Source organism: Dactylosporangium cerinum (assembly GCF_042653625.1).
In the GTDB taxonomy this organism is placed as follows: domain Bacteria; phylum Actinomycetota; class Actinomycetes; order Mycobacteriales; family Micromonosporaceae; genus Dactylosporangium; species Dactylosporangium cerinum.
Genome location: NZ_JBHSIU010000018.1, coordinates 275,604 through 294,706 on the forward strand (window position 1 = coordinate 275,604; position 19,103 = coordinate 294,706).

The following is a 19,103-nucleotide window of genomic DNA, read 5'->3' on the forward strand; positions in this document are numbered from 1 at the left end:
AACGCAACAGCCTCCGTGCCGGCGCGGGTGTCCCAGTCCCGGTGCCGGTAGCCGTTGCGCTGGTTCGTGCGTTCATCGCTGCGCTCGCCGTAGCCAGCGCCGCATACCGCGTCGGCGGGAAGCGACGTGAACCTCGAACAGACCCGCTGACGGCAGGACCGCAGTTTTGCTCTGCTGGTCAGCGGGCACCCCAATGGTCATGGAAGATCCTCCTGCCTCCGTCACCGTCTGCGAGGACGGGCCGCTGCTGTTGCGCGGCCCGTTCACGCTCCGCACGCAGGACGGTGCGGTCGTGGACCCCGGCCGGGCCACCGTCGCGCTGTGTCGCTGTGGCCGGTCCGCGATCAAACCGTTCTGCGACGGCACCCACAAGGCCATCGGGTTTCAGGCGCCGAGCGCTCCGGCCAGCAAGCGGCCGCTGGATGACGTCTGATCCCGCATGGAACTCTCGTGCGCGGTCCAGCGGTCAAGGACGTGCTCGGCGAACCGTGCGTCGAGGGCGAGGGCGCAGGCCGCGCCGAACAGCACCGTCGTGGCCTGGTTCGGGTCGTCGGCGCAGAACGACCCGCACAGGTCGTGCGCGGCGATCTGCTCGTGCACCGCGTCGGCCTCGACGTGCTCGTCGTAGAAGCGGGTTGCGTCGGCGTTGCCGCCGAGCCGGCGCAGGCCGTTGCCGTAGCGGCGGTTCGGCAGTGACGAGGTCATCTCGTACACGGCGAGGTGGCCGAGGATTGCCCCGCGCAGCCGGCGGTGCAGCCCGAACAGTGACATGAGGTTATTGGTGGCGAGGGTTACGGCGGGCACCGCGTCCAGATATGCGCCGTAGGTGTCGTCCAGACCGAGTTCCCGCATTGTGACGCGGAACAGCTCCGCGTGCATCCGGGGTAGCCGGCCGCCGCCGTACTCGTCAGCCTGAATCTCGACCAGTGCGGCCTTCGCCCGGCCGGCCAGCCGGGGAATCGCCCAGGTGTGCGGGTCGGCCTCTCGCTGGTGGTACACCGACCGGTGCATAACGAACTCGCGGAACTGCTCCATCGTCGCCCGCCCGGCGAGGAACTTCGACAGTGAGGGCCCTTCGTCCTGCTCGACCAGCGCCGTCAGCGCCGCCGGCACGTCGCGGGCCGGCAGCGGGGCGGGCATCGGCACCAGGCGCCGCAGCGCGGACTCGAAGCGGTCCTCGGCGGTGCGACGCAGCGCCAACAGATGTGGGTCCCACTCCCATCGGTCGTCGACATCGTCGAAGCCACGGTAGTGCAGTTCGTAGCACAGGTGCAGGGTGAGCTGCAGGTCCTCGTCGGTGAACGGGTCGCCGACGGCGGCCAGGTCCCGGCCCAGCCTGGCAGGCAGGTCGGGCGCGTTCCCGGTCAGCGTGCGGACCAGCGCGGCGGAGACGGGACCTCGGGGGGTGGGGATGAGCATGGCCGTTGGATTCCCTCATCCGGGCGGGTTAAGCGGGTATTTTCCGGGGGAACCGGAGGTCATGGCCACCGCCACCGAGACGCTGTCGCACCAGGACACCGCCCTTGGGCAGCTGGGCGGCGCGTTGAAGGCCGCCGGCTACCACTTCACCACCGTCACACCTGCCACGCATGAACGGGTCAACCATCGCCCCGGTAGCGCCCGCGCCGGTGACCTGCGGGCCGTGTTCGGCTGGAGCCGCCCGTTCGGACCCGACGTGCTGCCCGAGGACATCGTGACGCTGATGCACGCCGCCGGCGTGCTGCGGCGCGACGGCGATGTGTGGCGGAGCATGGTCCGGTGCTCCACCTACGGCGGTGAGCTGTTCTTCCACTCGGCGTTCCCGCCGTCGGCACCGGATGCGGTCTTCTTCGGGCCCGACACCCACCGCACGGCCGACGTCACCGTCGCGCACCTGCGTGCCCTCCAGCGCCAGCCGCGCCGCGTCGTGGACGTGGGCTGCGGGTCAGGTGCGGTGGCGGTGACCGTAGCCAAGCACGCCCCGGAGGCGGAGGTGGTCGCGGTCGACATCAACCCGGCGGCCGTGCGGTTCGCCCGGATCAACGCCGCGCTCGCCGGCACCCAGCGGGTCGACGTCCGGCACAGCGACCTGCTCGACGGCGTCGACGGCAACTTCGACCTGATCGTGTCCAACCCGCCGTTCATGATTGACCCCGAGGGCCGGACCTACCGCGACGGAGGCGGCCCGCACGGCCACGACCTACCGCTGTCGATCCTCGAGGCCGCCGTGCAGCGGCTGGCGGCGGGCGGCTCGCTGGTGCTGTTCAGCGGCACCGACATCGTCGACGGCGAAGACCCTCTGCTGGCGGCGGCCGCGTACCGGCTGGCCGGCACGGACCTGCGCTGGACCTATCGGGAGATCGATCCGGACGTCTACAGCGAAAACCTGGACAGTCCCGCCTACGCACACGCGGAGCGGATCGCGCTCGCCGTGCTCACCGCGACCCGGCCCTGAAAGGCAAACCGATGTCACTGACCGCATCCGGTCCGGCGGCCGTTGCCGGCACCATCGCCCAGCAGCGCCTCACCGTCGGGGTCGAGGAGGAGTTCCTGCTGCTGGACCCCTTCACTGGTCAAAACACGCCGATGGCGGACGACGCCCGCGCGGCGCTCAGCGACGACATGCTCGGGCTGAGCCGGGTCGAGTTCCGACGCAGCATGATGGAGATGGTCACGCCCGTGTGCACATCCCTGCCGCAGCTACGCCGCCACCTGGCCGGCAACCGGTCCGCCGCCGCAGCCGCCGCCGCATCGGTCGGCGCCGCGCTGGTACCGGTGGGCGCCACCCCTATCGGCGAGCCGGACCGCACCGTCGAGGACACCCCTCGCTTCCACGCCATCGCCCGGCACTACGGGCCCATCGCCCACGACCCTGCGCTGTGCGGCTGCCACGTCCACGTCGGTGTCCCGGACCAGGAGGTGGCCGTCCAGGTCTGCAATCACCTGCGGCCGTGGCTGCCGGTCGTGCAGGCGCTTTCGGCCAACTCTCCGTTTCACGCGGGCGGGGACACCTGCCATGCCAGCTGGCGCAGCATCCAGCTGGAGCGCTGGCCGAGCCTGGGACCGTCACCGTACCTGGAGTCGGTCGCACACTACGAGCGGACCGTGGCAGAGCTCGTCGCGTCCGGCGCGATGCTCGACGAGACGATGGTGCTGTGGTGGGCGCGCCCGTCCGGCCGCTATCCGACGGTCGAGGTCCGGGTCGCCGACGTCTGCCTCGCCGTCGAGGACACCGTCCTCATCGCTGGTCTGGTCCGGGCGCTGGTCGCTACGGCGCTCACTGACATCGCAGCGGGCCGGTCGGCGCCGCGGGTGCCCGGCCACCTGCTGCGGGCGGCGCACTGGGGCGCGGCACACAGCGGCCTGGACGGCTCGCTGACGGACGTGCGGCGGCGGATGGCCAGACCGGTCTGGGAAATGATCGATGCGCTCGTCGCGACCGTCGAGGCGGCGCTGGTGCACCACGGCGACCGGGACGCGGTCGCTGGCGAGCTGACCAGGCTGCGGGTCGAGGGCACCGGCGCGACCCGGCAGCGGCGGGCGTTCGAGCGGACCGGCGACCTGCCGGCGGTGCTGCGGGAGCTGGCCGTGCGCGTCTGAGGGCGTCGCCTCCAGTCCGTCGCGGCGCCGGTCTACGTTCCGTCGCGGTGCCGCTGCGTGTTGCGGAGCACCTCGTCGGTGCTGGCCGTGACCTGGTCGATCCGCTCCGCCAACGCGGCGTGCCGGCCCAGGTGCTGCCGGACCGCGGCGAGCAGCGCGGGCAGCGCGGTCGCGTCGGGATCGGCGAGGGCACGGTGGAGCCGGTCGAGGTCCGCGGCGGCAGCGGAGGGTGCGTTGGCCAGTGCGGCGACCTGCCCCGCGAGGCTGCGCAGGTGCGCGGTGTTGTCGGCGGTCCATTGCGCGACGGCGCGCACCCCGGCCCGGTGGTCCCGCTCGGCGCGGACCCGGTCCTCGCGGGTTCCCTGGTTGCCGGCGGCCGGTACGGCCCTGAGGTAGCGCCGCTCAGCGGCCTGACGGCTGGCCACGCCAAGCGCGGGCGCGAGGGCCTGCCAGCTGACACCGGACCGCCTGGCGGCCGCGATGAGCGCCGGCTCGGTGGCGGCGAGCCGCTCCTGGACCGACCGGAGCAGCACCAGCGCCTCAAGGACGGCGTCGGCGTCCACGGCCTCCCGGTCGTCGGCGCACCGCTCGGCCACCGCCTCGATCGCCGCCACGGCCGTGCTCAGCGCGTCCGGTCCGGCCATGCCCATCAACCTCTCCTCATGTGTCATCGATTCGTTGACGTTCCGCTTGTCATCGTTCCGATGACGTGGTACAACGAATGTATCGCGCATTGACCCACCAGTCGAGACCCAGGAGGTAGTCCAAATGTTGGTGCGCAGCGAACCCTTCACCGAGGTCAACCGGCTCGCCCAGCAGCTGTTCGGCGCCCCGTCGACCGGCACATGGTCCCGCCCGACGGCCATGCCCGCGGACGCGTACCGCAACGGCGACGAGTTCGTGATCGTGTTCGACCTTCCCGGCGTGGATAAAGACGCGATCGACATCGACATCGAGCGCAACGTGCTGACCGTCCGCGCAGAGCGACGCCCCATCGACCTCGGCGAGCAGGCCCAGGCGGCCCTGACCGAACGACCGTTCGGCGTCTTCTCCCGGCAGATGCTCCTCGGCGAAGCCCTGGACACCGACCGCATCGACGCGACGTACCAGAACGGTGTCCTTGCCCTTCGGATCCCGATCGCCGAGAAGGCGAAGCCCCGCAAGATCACCGTCGGTGGTCACGCCGAGCAGGAGCACAAGGTCCTCGACAGCTAAGCGGAGCACGAGGTGGTGAGCCATCATGCACACCGGACTGTCGCCGGAATGGGACCGCCGGTTCGACGAGGCGTTCACCGACCTCGTCAGCCACGACGATGACCTCGTCCGCGCCGAGTTCACCGGCCTGATCCAGCGGTCGTGGCCGACCCGCTCGAGCCCGGAGGACACCACCGGTGCAAAGAGCGGTAGCGCATCTGACGTGACGGTCGGCAGCGAGGGGGTCTTGGGTTGTCGGCCGTCACCTCGGCGCGTGGTGCATGTCCCGGACACGCACGGGTACACGCATTTCATGACCACATTCGTTCCAGGTGACAAGGTCACCTGGAAGTCCCACGGCAGGTAGGCGGTGGGAGGGTGGCGCGCAAGCTGACATCCGACACCGAGGCGGCCGGGCGCACCGTGCTCGCCTCGCGGACGAGCCGCAGTACCTGGCTGTGCAGCGACAAGCTCGGCGGCGAGGCCAGTCCACAAGCCCGAGGCCTGTGCTGGCGTTGAAGCGGCGGCCGTCCCTCACCTCGAGGTGAGGGACGGCCGCAATTTTTCGCACGGGATCAGGCGACAGAGGCCGGGAACCGCTCCCAGACCCGGTGCGCGCCCATCAGCGCCTGCACCTCGGTGAAGACGTCGGCCGCGTCATCGGCGGCGATCACACCGGGCGTGCCGGCGACGCCGGCGACGGTCAGGACCGCCGAACCCGCGCCGTACGCGCCGATCGCCTTGCCATGCCGCCAGCCCTCCTCGACCAACAGGAGCACCCGCGGGTCGACGGCGGACGGCTTCGCGCCCGCCTTCGCGTCACGGGCCGGGATCGCGTCGGGTGCCGGCCGCGGGGCGCCGGCGAGCAGGATCGCGTCGAACTCGACCGACCGTGCGGTGGCGAACGTCCGCTGCACCGGCAGGTCGCCCACGACACCGCCGTGCGGCGCGATCAGCAGCGGCGTCATCCCCGCGGCGAACACCGCCGTACGCACAGCGGCCACTACGCCGAGGTCGCCGCTCGGGTCGACGACGACGCCGACGGTCCGGCCGTCGGTTGGCCACACCTCGCCGATCTGGGACAGGGCGGGGCTGAGTGTGACGTCGATCAGGAGCTCGGTCGGTTCCGGAGCTGGCAGACCCAGCCCGGCGGCGACCCGCGCGCACAGCACGGGGTCGATGTTCGCCAGCGCCAGCAGCTGCCGCTCCTTGATCGGCTGCTCGTAGCATTTGGCAAGTTCGAAGGTGTACGCGCGGATGATGTGCTCCCGCTCCACCGGCGACATGCTCAGCCAGAACAGTCGGGCGTGGCTGTAGTGGTCGTCGAAGGACGCGGGACTGGAGCGCACCTTGCTCGCCTCGGTCACCGTCACCGGGACGTCGAGGAACGCCTGCTCGGCGTCACCTGCGACCGAGGGGTTGCCACCGTCCAGGGAGTTCGGCCGGTACGGCGCGACGCCCCCGTGGACCGCCTGCTGGTGGAACCCGTCACGGAGCATGTCGTTGACCGCAGCGTGCGGCCGGTTGATCGGAATCTGCGAGAAGTTCGGCCCGGCGAGGCGGGTGATTTGCGTGTCGACGTAGGAGAACAGCCGCGCCTGCAGCAGCGGGTCGTTGGTCACGTCGATCCCGGGCGGCAGGTTGCCCAGGTGGAAGGCGACCTGCTCGACCTCGGCGAAGAAGTTCGTCGGTGTGCGGTTCAGCGTCATCTTCCCGATCGGCTGTACCGGGGCCAGTTCCTCGGGCACGAGCTTCGTCGGGTCGAGCAGGTCGATGCCTTCGAACGTCTCGTCCGGGGTGTCGGGCAGCACCTGGATGCCCAGCTCCCACACCGGGAACGCGCCTGCTCAGCGCCGGCATGCCACGCGGGGTGTGGTCCGAGTTCGAGGAGCGCTTCGGCTCCCGGATCCTCGAGTGGTACGGCACCACCGAGGGCGTCGCGTTCGCCTACAAACCGGTCGGCCAGGGGCCGGTCGGATCCTTCGGCAAGCCGCCGGCGGGCGTCATCGAGATGGACGTTGTGGACGACGAGGGACACTCCGTGCCACCTGGCGTCCCCGGCGAGCTGATCGCGCGATCGTCCGGTGTGGATGCTCAGCTGACCTACATCGGCCAGCCCGAAGCGTCGGCCGAGAAGGTCCGGGGCGGCTGGCTGCACACCGGCGACATGGTCACCCGCGACGACGACGGCTGGCTGTTCTACGCCCATCGCAAGGAACAGGGCGCGATCCGCAAGCTCGGCGAGTTCATCGCCGACGGCTACATCACCCGCGTGCTGGCCGCCGAGCCGACCGTGGCCGACGTGTTCGTGTACGGGATCCCGTCCGACACCGGAGCCCCCGGAGAGTCCGACATCGTGGCCGCGGTCCTGCCCGTCCCCGGCGCGGACTGCGACCCGCAGGCCCTGATCGCCCTGGTCGCGGCCCAACTTGAGCGCTCGCACGTGCCCGACGTGGTGCAGCTCGTGCGGGCCCTGCCGACCACGTCGGCCGGGAAGATCGAGCGTCAGGTGCTGATGAAGCTGCTCGACCGTCCCGACGCGACCGTCATCGACACCTACGACCGCCGACGAGGAGCCAACCCATGACCGGCCGCACCATCACCTCGCTCAACGACTACTTCGAGGACTTCGCGGTCGGGGACCGGTTCGTGACGGCCGGCCGCACCATCACCCAGGAGGACATCAACCGGTACACCGACCTCTCCGGCGACGCCCATCCCCTGCACACCTCGCCGGAGGACGCCGCCCACAGCATCTTCGGCCGCATCACCGCGCAGGGGGCACTGACCCTCTCGCTCGTGACCGGGCTGGAGTTCGCCATGACCGGCAGCGAGGAGCGGGGGCTGCTCGTGTTCTCCGGCATGGACCGGGTGCGCTTCCTCAAGCCGGTGTTCGTCGATGACACCATCCACCTGGTCGGCACGGTCGCCTCGCTCGACGACCGGGGCGACCGTGGGCTGGTCGTCTTCGACCACGAGGTCCGCAACGACCGGGAGGAGATCGTGGCGGTGTACGGCAAGCGGATGTTCTACCGGAAGCGGCCGTCCGCGTAGTGGGGTTCGGCACCCCCATAGGTCGCGCGGCGCCCGCCGTGGCACAGGTCCGACGGGCCGGTCGCGCTGTGGCGTGACCGGCCCGTCGATGGTGGTGCTCGTTCGCGTCAGCAGTACAGGTTGCCGCCCGCGGGAACGCCCAGGATCCCGACGAACCGGTTGTAGTTGTTCACGCGGCTCTGCACCTGGGCAGGGTTGGCGCCGTTGCACTCGATGCTGTTGATCGCGCGGATCGTGACGCCGAAACCCTGGCTGTTCACCATCGCGTTGTGCGACGTGGTGCCGGCGCCGCCGGTGCCGGTCATCCAGTACCACAGGCCCGTCTGCCAGGAGATCGACGAGTTGGTCGCCACGAGGTTCGGGTTGTTGAGCAGGTTGACGCCGAGCGCGTCGCCGGCAGCCTTGTAGTTGAAGTTCCAACTCAGCTGGATCGGGCCGCGGCCGTAGTACGCGGCCTGACCGGCGGGGCAGCCGTAGGGCTGGCTGGTGTCGCAGTAGTGCGGGTAGTTGGCGGTGTTGATTTCGTTGATGTACACCAGCCCGCCGGTCTCGTGGCTGACGTTGGCCAGGAACGCGGCGGCCTCCTGCCGCTTGATCGTGTCGCTGCCGGTGGTGGCGAACGCGGGGTACTTCTTCATGGCGTCGGTCAGCCCGGCGTAGGTGTAGAACGAGTTCCGGCTCGGGAACATCTGGTTGAACTGCGCCTCGCTGACCACGAAGCCGCTCCCACCACCGCCTCCACCGCCGGTGCTACCGCCCGGGACCGTCCACTTCTGGTTGGCGCCGCCGCCGCAGGTCCAGATCTGCAGAGCCGTGCCGTCGGCCGAGCTCACACCGGTGGCGTCGAGGCACTTGTTGGACTGGGGGTTGACGATGTCGCGGGCGGCGTTGGCGACCCACTGCTGGGCGCCGCTGCCGTTGCAGTCCCAGAGCTGGACCTTGGCCCCGTCGGCCGTCGAGCCGGCGGAGACGTCGAGGCACTTGCCGAGGGCCCGGATCGTGCCGTCGGTGCCCACGGTCCAGCTCTGCGCGCCGGTGCCGTTGCACGTCCACAGCTGGACCTTGGTGCCGTTCGTGGTGCTGGCGCCGGCGACGTCGACGCACTTGCCGCCGTAGCCGGTGATCGCGCCGGTGCCCGCTGCGGCCGCGGTGCCCGGGATGAGGATGAAGGTGCCGAGGAGGGCAGCCGCTGCCGCGACGAACACTCGGCGTAGGTAAGCCGATCGTGATCTGTCCATGGTGATGCTCCTGAGTGAGGGAGTGGGCGGGACATGGACCCTGATCTCTGGGGGCTTTTTTCATATCGCAAAGTTAGTTAACTGTAAAGAGTCTTTCCTTTATCTGGACACATCGCTGCGAGATCCGAAGACATCCAACGCCATCTACGTCGGCTGCAGGCCCTCAACCATCTGCCGCCCGACTCTGCGCGCCGGCCGGGATCGGGTCGAACGACGTCCCGTCCGCCGGGCCCACCTCATGCCCCCCGTCCCGCACCAGGTACACGAAATGTGCCGGGTCCGCGCGGCGAAGTCGGCCCGCTGCTCGTCGGTCCAGTCGTCGCGGTGGGTGCGGGGGTACTCGGCATAGTCCGGTTCGGTCAGCAGCCGGACCACGTAGACGGCGTTGGCGCGCACCTCGATGCGCCACCGATCGTCGGGCCACTCGCCCTTGGCCTCGACGACGCCATCGACGACGTGGTCGAAGGTGAACCCGTCCAGCGCGGACGCGGTTCGGCCGGATCCGGGTGGTGGGGTCACGGAAGATCACGCCGGTCTTCTTGCAGTGGCGGAACAGTGATCGTAGGACGCTGAGGGTGATGTGACGGTTGCTGCCGTGCAGGCCGTCGGTGGCGTCGAGGATGTCCTGGCGGGTGACTTCGCGGAGGTGTCCGAGACGGTCCGACCAACCCAGGGGCAGCGGACGGATGTGGTTGAGGTAGCTCCAGGCGGTTTCAGGGTTGCGGGCCCGGGTTCGTGGGCCTCCGTCGTGCAGGACACGCAGCCATGTCTCGACGTCGTGTCGGATGCCGGGGGTGAGGGGTCCGAGTTTGCGGTCCGGTCACCTGTCGAAGGCGGGTGTCTTGTCGTCGTGGAACAGGTCCAGGTCGTGAGGGACGTCGACGGTGCGTTCGATCGTCAAACCATGGTGGCGTAAGGCAGGGGCCAGCTCGGTGTAGCGGATCTTGTCGTCGTCGGCATGGTTGGACAGCAACACCACCAACGCCCGGTCGATATCTTGGGCGATCCACCGGCCCCAGCCTCTGGACGCGGCGAGGGCGCGCCCGGCACCATTCACCGCGACGTCCGCCGCAGTGGCTGTCCGGGTGGCGTTGACGTACCTCCAGTTGATACTGGTGCGCAGATCGCCGGCATACTAATCTGCTTGGCAAGACCGGCATCTCCCCCCGTGGATGCCGGTCTCTATGCTTCGCCGCCGACAGCACCCGCCGGACGCCTGATCGGCCGACGCGACCCCGGTGCGGTCCTCCGACCAGAACGTCGGCGGGTCGCACGGGCGACCGACATCAGCCCTGGCCGCGGCGGAGCACTATCGGGGCTGTTCAGTGGAGAGACCCGCGACGACCTCGATGGCCTCGGCCGCGGCACGCCGCGGCGCCTGAGGTGGTGCGGCACCGTTTCCGGGAACCCCGATCTGGACGCCGACCGCGGGATGTCCCACGTTGCCGAGCATGTGCCGCAGCATGCCGCGGGTGGGGGCACATCCGAAGCGCAGGACCAGCTGCGGATCGTGGACCCGGTGCACGGCGAGCCTCAGCTGTTCGCGCACGACAGGGTCCCCGGTGCGACAGCACCGCCACAGCTGACTGTTGTGGATCGACGGTGCCCACACCGCGTCGCCGACAGCGGCGGCGGACGTCTCCCGGTCCCAGGTTGGGGTGTTGTTCATGATGGCTCCTGCGTGCCGGGTGCAGGGACGACGGGCGCCCGCGGCTGCGTGACCGGCCGGTCGCCGACCCTGCCGGCGACACCGACCCGGATGGCTGCGGCGGGATACCTGCCGGCCGCTGGCAGCCGGCGCGGCGCCCTGTGCCGGGCAATCGCCGTCACGTCGCTGACCGACGCTGTGGCAAGACCAGCCGCGACGGCGGTGAGCAGCACAGCCGAAACGGCTTCACCCGCCGTCAACCAGTCATTCCTCGCTACACCCGGCGTGGTGATGACGACATACGCGGTCTCATTCACGCTTCCGGGAAGCTCCTGCCCGGTCAGCGTGTACGCCCCGGCACCGACCTGTTCCGCCGCCTCCCTGAGCAGGGTGAGGTCTCTGCCGGGGACGAAGCCACCGACAATCGGACGTTGGTCACTGCGCCGGACGGCGATCGCCCGGTACAGCGCCCCGCTCCTGGGAGCCCGCTCGACCGGGCCGGTGTACCGCAGCTCGGTCAGCAGATCCGGGTCGCTGGAACCGGGAAAGCGCAGTATGTCGACGCCCACGCCCTCTGCCGCCAATGCCACACGGGTGTGGTGCAGGGCCGCGCCGCAGCTGATCAGCAGCAGCCGTCCGTCCGGGTCGATGTCAGCCAGCTGGCGCCGCCAGTCGGCGTACAGTTCGATGCGATCCTCGTTGATGCGCCACCGCCACGGCTGCGTGTCCGACACGGACGGTGCGCTGAGCGCCGCGAACGTCGCCTGCGTCAAGGACCGGCTGACCGCGCCGGCCCGGGCCGCGACACCGCCAGCGGTGTAGTGAATCGTCACCATGGCGCGCCCCTCAAGGACTCACATCGTCAGTTACCCACCACGGTCCTGGAAAGCGGACGCGACCGGCAGGGGCGAAGGTCCTCTGCGGCCGTGCCCAGCAGCACCGGCCCCCAGACATCGCGCCCGGTCGACCCTGCACCAGGTGCCCTTCGGCCCATGCGACGGGCTCACCCGCGGGTGATGGTGAGACGGATGGGGCCGCTGCGGTCCCACGGCCGGGGCACCAGGAGGACGCCATGACATACCGGATCGCCATCAACGGATTCGGCCGGATCGGCCGGGACTTCATCCGGTGTCTCGTCGAGCGCGGGCTACTCGGCGAGGGCTACACGATCGTCGCGGTCAACGACCTCTACGACACCTCGACGCTCGCCCACCTGCTGCAGCACGACTCGACCTTCGGCCGCCTGCGCACCACCGTGGACGTCGACCCGTCAGGCGGCGGTATGACCGTCGAAGGCCAGTACGTCGAGGTGCTCCGCCAGCGAGACCCACTGTTCCTGCCGTGGGAGGACCTCGACGTCGACCTCGTCATCGAGTCCACCGGCAAGTTCCGCACCCGCGACGACGCTGCGACACACCTCAAGGCCGGCGCCCGCAAGGTGCTCATCTCCGCACCCGGCAAGGACGTCGACGCCACCATCGTCCTCGGCGTCAACACCGGCAGCTACGACGCGGCCCAGCACGACGTCGTCTCCGCGGCATCCTGCACGACCAACTGCGCCGCGCCCATGGCGCAGATCCTGCATCAGGCGTTCGGGATCGAGCAGGGATACCTGACCACCGTGCACGCCTACACGAACGACCAGATGGTCCTCGACGCTCCGCACAAGGACCTGCGGCGCGCGCGCACCGCGGCCGTCAACATCATCCCCACCAACACCGGCGCCGCGAAGGCCGTCGGCCTGGTCCTGCCCGACCTCGCCGGCAAGCTCGGCGGCGTCGCCCTGCGGGTGCCGGTCGAGAACGGCTCGATGACCGACCTGACTGTCCGGCTCGCGCAGCCCGCGACGACGGAGCAGATCAACGCGGCTTTCGCCGCCGCGGCAGCCGGACCCCTCGCCGGCGTCCTGCGCTACAGCGAGGAACCGCTGGTCTCCCGCGACATCATCGGCGACCCCTCCTCGTGCGTCTTCGACGCCGGCCTCACCGCCGCCGACGGCCGCCTGGTCAAGGTCTTCGGCTGGTACGACAACGAGTGGGGATACACCAACCGGCTGGTGGACCTGGCCGAGATGTTCGCCGGGACGAAACACTGACCGGTGATGCTGCGGCGGACCGGGACAGCGGCCTCCCGCCGACTGCCCTGGTCCGTCACAGCGCCCACGGCTGACGGTCATCAGCCGCCTGTGCGGGTCGACATCCGGCAGCCACCGGTCGGCATCGGCGTACAGGTCGAGGACATCGTCGTGCACCTGCCAGCGCCACGGCTGGCTGTTGAGGATCGACGGGGCCAGCTGGGGTTCTGCGCCGCTTGGTGCAGCACCGTGCTCATTGCACAGCCCTCCTCGACTCGGCCCGGCACATGGCGGCTCCAGCATCAGGTGCGTTGCCCGGTAGTTCGAGCTTCACGCTCGGAGCAGGACCATTCGTGATCTTCGTCGTCAACCGGAAGCAACCCGTCACGGAAACCACGCCACATATCCTCTGCTGCATGCCTGACGATCATGTGTACGGTGTGCGGTTCTTCGTCCCAGGGGTTGCGGCGACGATGGCTCAGTGGCAGGGCTCGCTCGGACGTTCCGGTCTGACCCTGGACGGCGAGTCGCTGACATCGCAGCACCTTGGCTTTCGCGTGTTGGCGGAGTGGGTGGAGAACGACGGCTCGTTCGCCCAGGCGTTCGGTCACGGCACGATGTCAGCGGAGGAACAGCGCGCGGTCGCTGCGGCCGGCAGCGCCCTGGTCCTGGATCTGCCGGTGTACCTCGGCGCGGCGGCGGGAGGGGTGGCGACGCTGATCGCCGCGCTGGCCGACGCCGGTGCGTTGGGGGTGCGGCTCGAGCAGTCGAAGCTGGACTGGTCCGTCGCACACTGGCTTCGGAGTCTCGAGGGCGGCAACCCGTGGGCGCTGTACCGCTGCGCCGTCGTGGTGCTGCAGGACCGCAGTGTGTCGCGATCCTGCGGCATGCACGCGTTCGGGTTGCCGGACGCGCGAGTCGAGGCTCCACCGTTGGAGGCCAACCGGTTCCTTGGCGAGTTCAACGTGTATCAACTGGCGGAGGACCCCGTGCTGGTCAGTGGCGACACGTTCAGGCCCGACCTGGATACCCCTCGCCGCCGCCTCGAGCGCTGGCCCGATGACGGGTATCCGCCGGGCCACGCTTGCCACAACCCCTTTGGCGTCTGGCGTCTGGGCGCCGAGGGAGGTGAGGCGGATTCGCGGAGCGAACTTCGACCCGTGTTCATTCCCGCGCTGGTGGCCCTCCTCACTGCCGCCGAGGCAGAGGCCGGTCGGCGCCTCCGCCACGAAGAGGTGGAACGGGTCACCAGCGAAGGCACCTGCATGATGATGGCCCATGCCGATGCGCAGCAGCTCGAACGCAGTCGCGGTTACGCAGACCTCGAGCCCGAGCTCGCCTGGAGGCAGTGGCAGGTCCTGCGCGAGTCCCGAGGCTGACAACGCAGCGATCAACACGCTGGCCTCGGCATACAACACCAGACCACGGCGGGAGGTCTTCTGCGGCCCTGCCCCTGGCGGTGCCGTGCACCCTGGTAGCGGGCATGGGCAGCTTCGCGTTGCCGGCCGGTCGGAGCCGGGTCATCGGGTGATCCGGCTCCGGCCGCGCTCGTTCAGGTCGGGGCGGCCGCCGGGCGCAGCTCCGGGATGCGCACCGGCAGCCGGGCGGCGATCTGCGCCGGCAGGCATCGCACGCTGAGCAGCCGGGTCCGGTCGGTGCCGGCGCACAGGATCCCGTCGCTGCCGGCCGGGATGAACAGGCAGGTGCCGGCCGACGCGTGGACGGTGGCCCCGTCGATGGTTGCGGTGAGCGCGCCGGTGAGGACCACCACAGCCTCCTCGACGCCGTGCGCCGCCTCGACCGGGATGACCGCGCCGAGCGGCAGGTCCCAGTGCTCCACGGACTCGCACTCGCTGAAGAGCATCCCACGCCGGGCCAGGCACTGCCAGCGCCCGGGCGCCGAGCCGGTCGACCGGACCAGCGCGGGCCCGGTGCCGGGCGCGACGATCACGGCGCCACCGCCAGGTGCACGACGGCCAGGTGCAGCGCCGGCGAGGTGACCCGTGCCCGGGCGCCCGCCGGCACGAGGACGCAGGTGCCGGGGAACAGGGCCACGTCGCCGGTCGCGTCGCTGTGCAACGCGCCGTGGCCGCGCACGACGTAGACCGCCAGTTCCGTGTCGTCGTGGCCGAGCACCACCGGTGCGGTCACGTCGAGGGACTCGATGCGCCGCAACGGACCGGTGAAGACGCCCGCCGTGTCCACGACCCCGTCGGCGAACAGATCTCTGAGCACGACGCCGCCCATCGGGGCTCCTTCACTGCTGTGGCCCCGCAGGGCACGGTCGGTGGCTGGGGCGATGGACTCCACGACGAGCCAGTCAAGGTCACTGTCGCCGACGTTGCGCAGTCCGTGGGTGTGGCCGATGCCGGTCAGCGCCAGCGACCCGGCGCGCACCGGGTGGGCGACGCCGTCGAGCAGCAACTCGCCCTGGCCGGACAGGATGAGGTAGCTCTCCTCGGTGCGGCTGTGCAGGTGCTCACCGCTGATCCCGCCGGCCGGAATCGACGCCCATTCCACCGCCTCGCACGGTGAGCTCAGTTGGCGCCGACCGGCGAAGCAGGTCCACCGGGTCGCCCCGGCCGCCCCGTGCACGCCGTGCACGACCGCCGGGTGCGCGGTGGTGCCGACGGTGGCCGGGCGCGACACGGTCACCGGGTCACCTCGAAGCGGGCCTCGGCCAAGGCGCGGGCGGCCTCGGCGAGTTCGGCGTCGGTGACGTCGTTGACGAACGTCGCCGAGCCGATGCCGATCGGCAGCGGCAGCCGCTGCTGACCGTCGCGGTGCCGCACGGTGTCACGCAGCGCCCGGCCTAGGGTGTCCGGGGTGCACAGCGGATGCCACGTCGGCAGCCGCAGCGCCGCCATCACCGCCAGGATCTCCCGGCGTTGCCCGGCGTCGAGCAGACCGCGCCGTTCGGCCAGCACGGTGGTGAGCGCCATGTCGACGCTGACCGCTTCACCGTGCAGCAGTTCCGGCAGGGCGTGCATCTCGAGCGTCGGGCTGAACGTGTGCCCGTAGTCGACGACCCGCTCGAGAACCTTCTCCCACAGATTGGGCTGCAGCTCCTCCAACATCCCCTGGATGGCCCGCTCAAGCAGCTCGGTGGCCGCATCGGCGGGGTGCTGCATACGGGTGGTGACGAACTGCCCGGCGTGCTGGGCGAACAGTTCGAACAGCCGGCCGTCCTTGATCAGCGCGATCTTCAGCACTTCGGCGAGGCCGTTGCTGACGTGCCGGTGCGGCAGCGTGCCGAGGAAGGTGCGGTCCAGCAAGGTGCGGTCGGCGGCGAAGTAGCTGCCGAGCCGGTTCTTGTGGCCGTTGTTGTTGATGCCGGTCTTGATCCCGACCGCAGCGTCGACCAGGCCGATCAGGGTGGTCGGCACGCGGACGTACGGCGTGGCCCGCCGATACATGCCGCAGGCGAAGCCCACCATGTCCAGCAGGACGCCGCCGCCGACCCCGATGACAGGCTCGCGGCGCCGGTCGATGCCGAAGTCGTCGAGCGCGTCGATGATGCGCAGGGTCGTGTCCATGGCCTTCGCGGTCTCGCCGCTGTCGATGACGCAGATGCGGTGAATGACGTCGTGGTGCTCCAGGTAGGCACGGATTCGGGCGCCGTAAAGCCGGTCGACGTTGGCGTCGACGACCAGGAGCCGTCGAGGCCGTCCGCCGGCCGGAGTGACGTCCTCCAGCAGCGTCAGGTTGTCCAAAGCGAAGACGTCGTCGCAGAGCTGGATCTCGTAGCTGACCGACTGGGTCGCCTTGACGGCCCAGTGCGTGACCGGGGCGCCGAGTGCAAACAATCCGGCGGATTGCTCGCTTGGGTGCGTCGTGGGTAGCACGGATTGTTCCCCTCGCTGGTGTCTACCGATTGCCTGTTCATCGAACGGAAACATTTGTGCAAAGCTGCTGTCATGCGATGCTGGCAACTGGCGCAGAAATGACATTTACTGACGACGCGAGAAAGGGAGCCGACTGGCACGATTAATACACCAGGCGACCTCACGCGCCTCAAGTTCAAGTGATGACCATCACAGTCATTATCTGCTCATGTACGCTCTGAACTGCTGATTTGCGATACGAATTGTAGATCTTGCGTCGCTCAGACCGCGGGTTGCCCGCTAGCTTTATCGTCTGTTATAGTTCCGGCGACGACGGGGGGATCATCGATTCACGCCGACATGACTGCGGCTCGGACTGGCATCCGCGCAGTTCATGCGCCACCTATTTAGATGAGTGAGCGCATCGTGAACGGGGGGTTTATTTGCCATGTCAATTGTTACGGAAGAATCCGGACTCCGGGTGCCGACTGCGCGTGCGGTCGACCATCTGGCGTGGACCGTGCCCGATCTCGACGCGGCCGTCGACTTCCTCGGGGAGCACCTCGGCGGCGCCTGCTGCTACCGGCAGGGCCCGGTCCAGGACCCGGTCGGTGACTGGATGACCCGCAAGTTGGCCGTGCACCCACGAGCCGTCGCCCACATCGCGATGGTGCGGCTGGGCCGGCTGCGCAACCTCGAGCTGTTCGGCTACACCGCGCCGGACCAGCGCACCACGCCACCCGCGGCCGACGATGTCGGCGCCTTCCACCTCGGGGTCCATGTCCAGGACGTGGCCGCCGCGGCGGACCGGCTCGCCGCGGCGGGCGGAGTGCGCCGCCTCGGACCGTCCTTCTTGGACACACCGGCCGGCCGGATCAAGCTGACCACCGGACCGGAGCACGTGTCCTACGGCGTGGCCGACCTCGACGCGACCCTGGCGTTCGTCGTCGAGGTGCTCGGCGGGACACCGGTCGGAGCGGTGACCACGATGGACACTACTGCAGACCCGGACGCCCAAGAACTCGGGGTGCGGCCCGGCACGGTGCGGCGGGTGACCGTGCGGCTCGGCCCGGCCACGCTGGTCGAGCTGGTCGAGCACCGCACCGGCGGCCGGCGCGTTCCACCGCGCAACAGCGACGTCGGTGGTCACCACCTCGCGCTGCACGTCGAGGACGTCGACGCCGCCGCGCGGTATCTGGACCGGCAGCCCGGCGTCACCGTGCTCGGCACCCCGGAGACCGTCCCGGACGGTCCCATCGCCGGCGACCGATGGGTGTATTTCGCCACTCCGGTCGGCTTGCAGATGGAGGTGCTGCACATGCCCGACGGTGCGCTGCCCTACGAGCGGGACACCACCGCGCGCCGTGCGACGGTCAGCGACTGGCTGGCCGCGCCCGACCCGACGAACCGGACTCCGACCCGGCCCATGACGCAGAGAAGGATGATCGATGCGCTGGACTGATCTGTACATCGCCGGGACCGGCGCCTACCTGCCCAAGACCGAGAGCGTCGAAGACGCCATCGCTGAGGGGCGCTACGACGCCGACAGCGCCGTGCACACCGACCATCTGTCGGTCACCGTCGCCCCCGACGGCGAGAACATCGCCGACATGGCCGTGCATGCCGGCCGGGAGGCGGCCGCGCGGGCCGGTGCCGGCCCCGCCGACGTCGGCGCGGTGTTCTACTCCGTGGTGCTCCACAACGGCATCGACGTGTGGAACGCCGCAGCCTACATCCAGCAGGGCGTGGCCGCGGAGGGCGCGTTCGCCGCCGAGGTCCGCGCCGGGTCAAACGGCGGTCTCGTCGCGGTCGAGGTCGCCGCCTCCTACCTGGCCACCCACCCCGCCGCGACGCTCGCCGTCGCCACCGCCGGGGACCTGTGGTCAGCGCCGTACTTCGACCGGTGGCGCGCCGACCGGATCCTGTACGGCGACGGCGCGGCCGCGGTCGCCCTGTCCACCCGGGGCGGGTTCGCGCGGATCGTGTCACTGGTCAACGTCACCGACCCGACCCTGGAGGCGATGCACCGGGGCCGGCAACCGTGGGGGCCGTTCCAGTTCAGCGCGGAGCAGCCGATCGACCTGCACCGGCGGCATGAGGAGTTCCTGGAGACGTTCGACAAGGACGAGGTGTGGCAGCGGGTCCAGGCCGGCGCCAAGACCGCGGCGACAACCGCGCTGCAGGAGGCCGACCTGAGCCTCGCCGACGTCGAGCACATCGTCGTGCCGCACTTCGGCCGCAACTTGATCACCAAGCAGTGCCTGGAGCCGATGGGCGGCGCCGACCTCGATCGCACCACGTGGGAGTTCGCCCGGCAGGTCGGCCACCTCGGCCCCGGCGACCAGTTCGCCGGGCTCAATCACCTCGCCGAGCGCGGTGCGCTGAACGCCGGCGACCGCGTGTTCCTGTTCGGCGTCGGCGGTGGCTTCTCCTGGAGCTGCGCCGTCGTGGAGATCCTCGACGAACCCTCCTGGGCCAGCGTCGCGACCTGA

At 70.0% G+C, this 19,103-nt stretch carries 21 protein-coding genes and 2 pseudogenes; 11 read left to right on the forward strand and 12 right to left on the reverse strand.

Annotated features, from left to right (window positions below; genetic code table 11):
- Positions 1-2: 2 nt before the first annotated feature.
- Positions 3-164, reverse strand: a pseudogene (locus tag ACFPIJ_RS16840) (transposase); the annotation flags it as partial.
- Between the two features lie 35 nt (positions 165-199).
- Here ACFPIJ_RS16840 and ACFPIJ_RS16845 point away from each other — a divergent pair.
- Positions 200-433: a CDGSH iron-sulfur domain-containing protein gene (locus ACFPIJ_RS16845; RefSeq protein WP_380115937.1), complete on the forward strand. Its 234-nt coding sequence runs from the start codon at positions 200-202 to the stop codon at positions 431-433.
- Here ACFPIJ_RS16845 and ACFPIJ_RS16850 read toward each other — a convergent pair.
- Positions 385-1,419 carry an iron-containing redox enzyme family protein gene (locus ACFPIJ_RS16850; RefSeq protein ID WP_380115938.1) on the reverse strand — a complete coding sequence of 345 codons (1,035 nt, stop codon included), beginning with the start codon at positions 1,417-1,419 and terminating at the stop codon, positions 385-387. The genes ACFPIJ_RS16845 and ACFPIJ_RS16850 overlap by 49 nt on opposite strands.
- Before the next feature lie 61 nt (positions 1,420-1,480).
- Here ACFPIJ_RS16850 and ACFPIJ_RS16855 point away from each other — a divergent pair, with 61 nt between their 5' ends.
- Positions 1,481-2,434: a methyltransferase gene (locus ACFPIJ_RS16855; protein WP_380115939.1), complete on the forward strand. Its 954-nt coding sequence runs from the start codon at positions 1,481-1,483 to the stop codon at positions 2,432-2,434.
- A gap of 11 nt (positions 2,435-2,445) precedes the next feature.
- Positions 2,446-3,579, forward strand: a complete 1,134-nt coding sequence (locus tag ACFPIJ_RS16860) for a carboxylate-amine ligase (RefSeq protein WP_380115940.1) — start codon at positions 2,446-2,448, stop codon at positions 3,577-3,579.
- Between the two features lie 32 nt (positions 3,580-3,611).
- Here ACFPIJ_RS16860 and ACFPIJ_RS16865 read toward each other — a convergent pair whose 3' ends face one another.
- Positions 3,612-4,229, reverse strand: coding sequence for a hypothetical protein (locus ACFPIJ_RS16865; RefSeq protein WP_380115941.1), 618 nt, complete (start codon positions 4,227-4,229; stop codon positions 3,612-3,614).
- A gap of 118 nt (positions 4,230-4,347) precedes the next feature.
- On the opposite strand from ACFPIJ_RS16865, the gene ACFPIJ_RS16870 reads away from it, so the two are divergent.
- Together ACFPIJ_RS16870 and ACFPIJ_RS16875 are read left to right on the forward strand one after the other, a co-directional pair.
- Entirely contained in the window at positions 4,348-4,794 is a 447-nt protein-coding gene (locus tag ACFPIJ_RS16870; RefSeq protein WP_380115942.1) for an Hsp20/alpha crystallin family protein, read from the forward strand.
- A 25-nt stretch (positions 4,795-4,819) separates the two neighbouring features.
- Positions 4,820-5,140 (forward strand): hypothetical protein, encoded by a 321-nt coding sequence (locus ACFPIJ_RS16875; protein ID WP_380115943.1) that lies wholly within the window; start codon positions 4,820-4,822, stop codon positions 5,138-5,140.
- A 208-nt stretch (positions 5,141-5,348) separates the two neighbouring features.
- On the opposite strand, the pseudogene ACFPIJ_RS16880 reads toward ACFPIJ_RS16875, so the two are convergent.
- A pseudogene (locus ACFPIJ_RS16880) lies at positions 5,349-6,620 on the reverse strand (catalase); the annotation flags it as partial.
- A gap of 11 nt (positions 6,621-6,631) precedes the next feature.
- On the opposite strand from ACFPIJ_RS16880, the gene ACFPIJ_RS16885 reads away from it, so the two are divergent.
- Both ACFPIJ_RS16885 and ACFPIJ_RS16890 read left to right on the forward strand, forming a co-directional pair.
- On the forward strand, positions 6,632-7,360 hold the full coding sequence (locus ACFPIJ_RS16885) for an AMP-binding protein (protein ID WP_380115944.1): 729 nt from the start codon (positions 6,632-6,634) through the stop codon (positions 7,358-7,360).
- Entirely contained in the window at positions 7,357-7,827 is a 471-nt protein-coding gene (locus ACFPIJ_RS16890; RefSeq protein WP_380115945.1) for a MaoC family dehydratase, read from the forward strand. Before ACFPIJ_RS16885 ends, ACFPIJ_RS16890 begins: the two co-directional genes overlap by 4 nt.
- Before the next feature lie 107 nt (positions 7,828-7,934).
- On the opposite strand, the gene ACFPIJ_RS16895 is transcribed toward ACFPIJ_RS16890, so the two are convergent.
- The 5 genes from ACFPIJ_RS16895 to ACFPIJ_RS16915 all read right to left on the reverse strand — a co-directional run bounded on the left by ACFPIJ_RS16895 (position 7,935) and on the right by ACFPIJ_RS16915 (position 11,549).
- A complete protein-coding gene (locus ACFPIJ_RS16895; RefSeq protein WP_380115946.1) occupies positions 7,935-9,065 on the reverse strand; it encodes a glycoside hydrolase family 19 protein in 1,131 nt (376 codons plus the stop codon).
- A 144-nt stretch (positions 9,066-9,209) separates the two neighbouring features.
- The gene (locus ACFPIJ_RS16900) at positions 9,210-9,584 is read right to left on the reverse strand and encodes a hypothetical protein (RefSeq protein ID WP_380115947.1); all 375 of its coding nucleotides are present in this window, start codon (positions 9,582-9,584) and stop codon (positions 9,210-9,212) included.
- A gap of 301 nt (positions 9,585-9,885) precedes the next feature.
- Positions 9,886-10,122 (reverse strand): hypothetical protein, encoded by a 237-nt coding sequence (locus tag ACFPIJ_RS16905; protein ID WP_380115948.1) that lies wholly within the window; start codon positions 10,120-10,122, stop codon positions 9,886-9,888.
- Positions 10,123-10,374: 252 nt separating this feature from the next.
- Complete coding sequence (locus tag ACFPIJ_RS16910) at positions 10,375-10,734, reverse strand: hypothetical protein (protein ID WP_380115949.1); 360 nt, start codon at positions 10,732-10,734, stop codon at positions 10,375-10,377.
- Complete coding sequence (locus ACFPIJ_RS16915) at positions 10,731-11,549, reverse strand: hypothetical protein (protein ID WP_380115950.1); 819 nt, start codon at positions 11,547-11,549, stop codon at positions 10,731-10,733. Before ACFPIJ_RS16915 ends, ACFPIJ_RS16910 begins: the two co-directional genes overlap by 4 nt.
- Before the next feature lie 236 nt (positions 11,550-11,785).
- Here ACFPIJ_RS16915 and gap point away from each other — a divergent pair, with 236 nt between their 5' ends.
- A complete protein-coding gene (gap, locus tag ACFPIJ_RS16920) occupies positions 11,786-12,808 on the forward strand; it encodes a type I glyceraldehyde-3-phosphate dehydrogenase (RefSeq protein WP_380115951.1) in 1,023 nt (340 codons plus the stop codon).
- Between the two features lie 332 nt (positions 12,809-13,140).
- On the forward strand, positions 13,141-14,166 hold the full coding sequence (locus ACFPIJ_RS16925) for a hypothetical protein (RefSeq protein WP_380115952.1): 1,026 nt from the start codon (positions 13,141-13,143) through the stop codon (positions 14,164-14,166).
- A gap of 173 nt (positions 14,167-14,339) precedes the next feature.
- On the opposite strand, the gene ACFPIJ_RS16930 is transcribed toward ACFPIJ_RS16925, so the two are convergent.
- The 3 genes from ACFPIJ_RS16930 to ACFPIJ_RS16940 are packed head-to-tail and all read right to left on the reverse strand — an operon-like array spanning position 14,340 to position 16,686.
- A complete protein-coding gene (locus ACFPIJ_RS16930; protein ID WP_380115953.1) occupies positions 14,340-14,738 on the reverse strand; it encodes a cupin domain-containing protein in 399 nt (132 codons plus the stop codon).
- Positions 14,735-15,442: a cupin domain-containing protein gene (locus tag ACFPIJ_RS16935; RefSeq protein WP_380115955.1), complete on the reverse strand. Its 708-nt coding sequence runs from the start codon at positions 15,440-15,442 to the stop codon at positions 14,735-14,737. The genes ACFPIJ_RS16930 and ACFPIJ_RS16935 overlap by 4 nt, the downstream gene beginning before the upstream one ends.
- A complete protein-coding gene (locus tag ACFPIJ_RS16940; protein WP_380115958.1) occupies positions 15,439-16,686 on the reverse strand; it encodes a sedoheptulose 7-phosphate cyclase in 1,248 nt (415 codons plus the stop codon). Before ACFPIJ_RS16940 ends, ACFPIJ_RS16935 begins: the two co-directional genes overlap by 4 nt.
- A gap of 406 nt (positions 16,687-17,092) precedes the next feature.
- On the opposite strand from ACFPIJ_RS16940, the gene ACFPIJ_RS16945 reads away from it, so the two are divergent.
- Positions 17,093-18,073 (forward strand): VOC family protein, encoded by a 981-nt coding sequence (locus tag ACFPIJ_RS16945; protein ID WP_380115959.1) that lies wholly within the window; start codon positions 17,093-17,095, stop codon positions 18,071-18,073.
- Entirely contained in the window at positions 18,060-19,103 is a 1,044-nt protein-coding gene (locus ACFPIJ_RS16950) for a ketoacyl-ACP synthase III family protein (protein ID WP_380115960.1), read from the forward strand. Before ACFPIJ_RS16945 ends, ACFPIJ_RS16950 begins: the two co-directional genes overlap by 14 nt.

Coding starts and splice junctions, on each gene's coding strand:
- ACFPIJ_RS16845 (WP_380115937.1), top strand. CDS start 200: ATGGAAGATCCTCCTGCCTCCGTCACCGTCTGCGAGGACGGGCCGCTG.
- ACFPIJ_RS16850 (WP_380115938.1), bottom strand. CDS start 1,419: ATGCTCATCCCCACCCCCCGAGGTCCCGTCTCCGCCGCGCTGGTCCGC.
- ACFPIJ_RS16855 (WP_380115939.1), top strand. CDS start 1,481: ATGGCCACCGCCACCGAGACGCTGTCGCACCAGGACACCGCCCTTGGG.
- ACFPIJ_RS16860 (WP_380115940.1), top strand. CDS start 2,446: ATGTCACTGACCGCATCCGGTCCGGCGGCCGTTGCCGGCACCATCGCC.
- ACFPIJ_RS16865 (WP_380115941.1), bottom strand. CDS start 4,229: ATGGGCATGGCCGGACCGGACGCGCTGAGCACGGCCGTGGCGGCGATC.
- ACFPIJ_RS16870 (WP_380115942.1), top strand. CDS start 4,348: ATGTTGGTGCGCAGCGAACCCTTCACCGAGGTCAACCGGCTCGCCCAG.
- ACFPIJ_RS16875 (WP_380115943.1), top strand. CDS start 4,820: ATGCACACCGGACTGTCGCCGGAATGGGACCGCCGGTTCGACGAGGCG.
- ACFPIJ_RS16885 (WP_380115944.1), top strand. CDS start 6,632: ATGCCACGCGGGGTGTGGTCCGAGTTCGAGGAGCGCTTCGGCTCCCGG.
- ACFPIJ_RS16890 (WP_380115945.1), top strand. CDS start 7,357: ATGACCGGCCGCACCATCACCTCGCTCAACGACTACTTCGAGGACTTC.
- ACFPIJ_RS16895 (WP_380115946.1), bottom strand. CDS start 9,065: ATGGACAGATCACGATCGGCTTACCTACGCCGAGTGTTCGTCGCGGCA.
- ACFPIJ_RS16910 (WP_380115949.1), bottom strand. CDS start 10,734: ATGAACAACACCCCAACCTGGGACCGGGAGACGTCCGCCGCCGCTGTC.
- ACFPIJ_RS16915 (WP_380115950.1), bottom strand. CDS start 11,549: ATGGTGACGATTCACTACACCGCTGGCGGTGTCGCGGCCCGGGCCGGC.
- gap (WP_380115951.1), top strand. CDS start 11,786: ATGACATACCGGATCGCCATCAACGGATTCGGCCGGATCGGCCGGGAC.
- ACFPIJ_RS16940 (WP_380115958.1), bottom strand. CDS start 16,686: ATGTTTCCGTTCGATGAACAGGCAATCGGTAGACACCAGCGAGGGGAA.
- ACFPIJ_RS16950 (WP_380115960.1), top strand. CDS start 18,060: ATGCGCTGGACTGATCTGTACATCGCCGGGACCGGCGCCTACCTGCCC.